The organism is Nonomuraea sp. NPDC049625, assembly GCF_040675285.1.
GTDB classification, from domain to species: domain Bacteria; phylum Actinomycetota; class Actinomycetes; order Streptosporangiales; family Streptosporangiaceae; genus Nonomuraea; species Nonomuraea angiospora_A.
Genome location: NZ_JBFAOQ010000061.1, coordinates 1 through 1,429, shown reverse-complemented (window position 1 = coordinate 1,429; position 1,429 = coordinate 1). Strand labels below are relative to the sequence as shown.

Sequence of the window (1,429 nt, the reverse complement as noted above, 5' to 3'; positions counted from 1 at the left end):
GAGCAATGCTTGAGATCTGTGGATCACTGGGAAGGGGTGTACCGTCCCGGTGATCATGTGAATCCACAAGCATGACCGACGCGCCAACGTCGGCCGGAAAGGCACACCCGTGCTCACCGTAGTCCCTGACTCCGCCGACGGCGACCGCGCCGCGGCCTCTTCCCCGTCGCCAGCGCTGATCGACGAGCTCGTGCGTGAGGGCGCCCGCCGGATGCTCGCCCAAGCGCTCAGGGCCGAGGTCGACGCCTACATCGCCGCCTTCGCCGACGAGCGCGACGAACACGGCCGCCGCCTGGTCGTCCGCAACGGCCACCACCAACCCCGGCAGGTGCTCACCAGCGCCGGCGCCATCGAGGTGCACGCCCCACGCATCAACGACAAGCGCATCGACGAGACCACCGGCGAACGCCAGCGCTTCTCCTCGGCCATCCTGCCGCCCTGGTGCCGCAAAAGCCCCGCCATCACCGAGGTACTGCCGCTGCTCTACCTGCACGGCCTGTCCACCGGCGACTTCGTCCCCGCCCTGGGCCAGTTCCTCGGCACCGGCAACGGCCTGTCGGCGCCGGTCATCACCAAGCTCACCGAGCAGTGGAAAGCCGAACAACGCGCATTCGCCGCACGCGACCTGGGAGGCATCGACTACGTCTACCTGTGGGCCGACGGCATCCACGTCAACATCCGCCTGGAAGAGCACAAACTCTGCCTGCTGGTGCTGATCGGGGTGCGCGCCGACGGCCGCAAGGAACTGGTCGCCCTGACCGACGGCTACCGCGAATCGACCGAATCCTGGGCCGATCTGCTGCGCGATTGCGCCCGGCGCGGCATGCGCGCCCCAGTCCTCGCGGTCGGCGACGGCGCACTCGGCTTCTGGTCGGCGCTGGCCGAGGTGTTCCCGCAGGCCAGAGCGCAGAGGTGCTGGTTTCACAAAATTGCTAACGTGCTGGGGTCGCTGCCGAAGTCGGCCCACCCGGGCGCGAAGAAAGCGCTGGCCGAGATCTGGAACGCCGAGAGCAAGGCGCACGCCCTGGCCGCGGTCGCCGCCTTCGAGGCCGCCTATGGCGCCAAGTTCGGCAAGGCCGTGGCCAAGGTCACCGATGACGTCGAGGACCTGCTGGCCTTCTACGACTATCCGGCCGAGCACTGGCGGCATCTGCGCACCACCAACCCGATCGAGTCGACCTTCGCCACCGTCCGGCATCGCACCAAGGTCACCAAGGGTCCTGGTTCCCGCGCCGCCGGACTGGCCATGGCCTTCAAACTGATCGAGTCCGCCCAACGGCGCTGGCGCGCGGTCAACGGCGCCCACCTGGTCGCCCTCGTCCGCGCCGGCGCCACCTTCATCGACGGCAAGCTCGTCGAACGTCCCGCAGACTCGCCCGTCCCCACAGCCGCCTAGGAACTCACGATCCACAGGTCTTGACTATTGCTC

General features: G+C 68.4%; 1 protein-coding gene. It reads left to right on the top strand.

Going from position 1 to position 1,429, the window contains the following annotated elements; genetic code table 11:
* Window positions 1–109 precede the first annotated feature (109 nt).
* Window positions 110–1,396: an IS256 family transposase gene (locus AB0J87_RS64390; protein ID WP_363985925.1), complete on the top strand. Its 1,287-nt coding sequence runs from the start codon at window positions 110–112 to the stop codon at window positions 1,394–1,396.
* Window positions 1,397–1,429 lie beyond the last annotated feature (33 nt).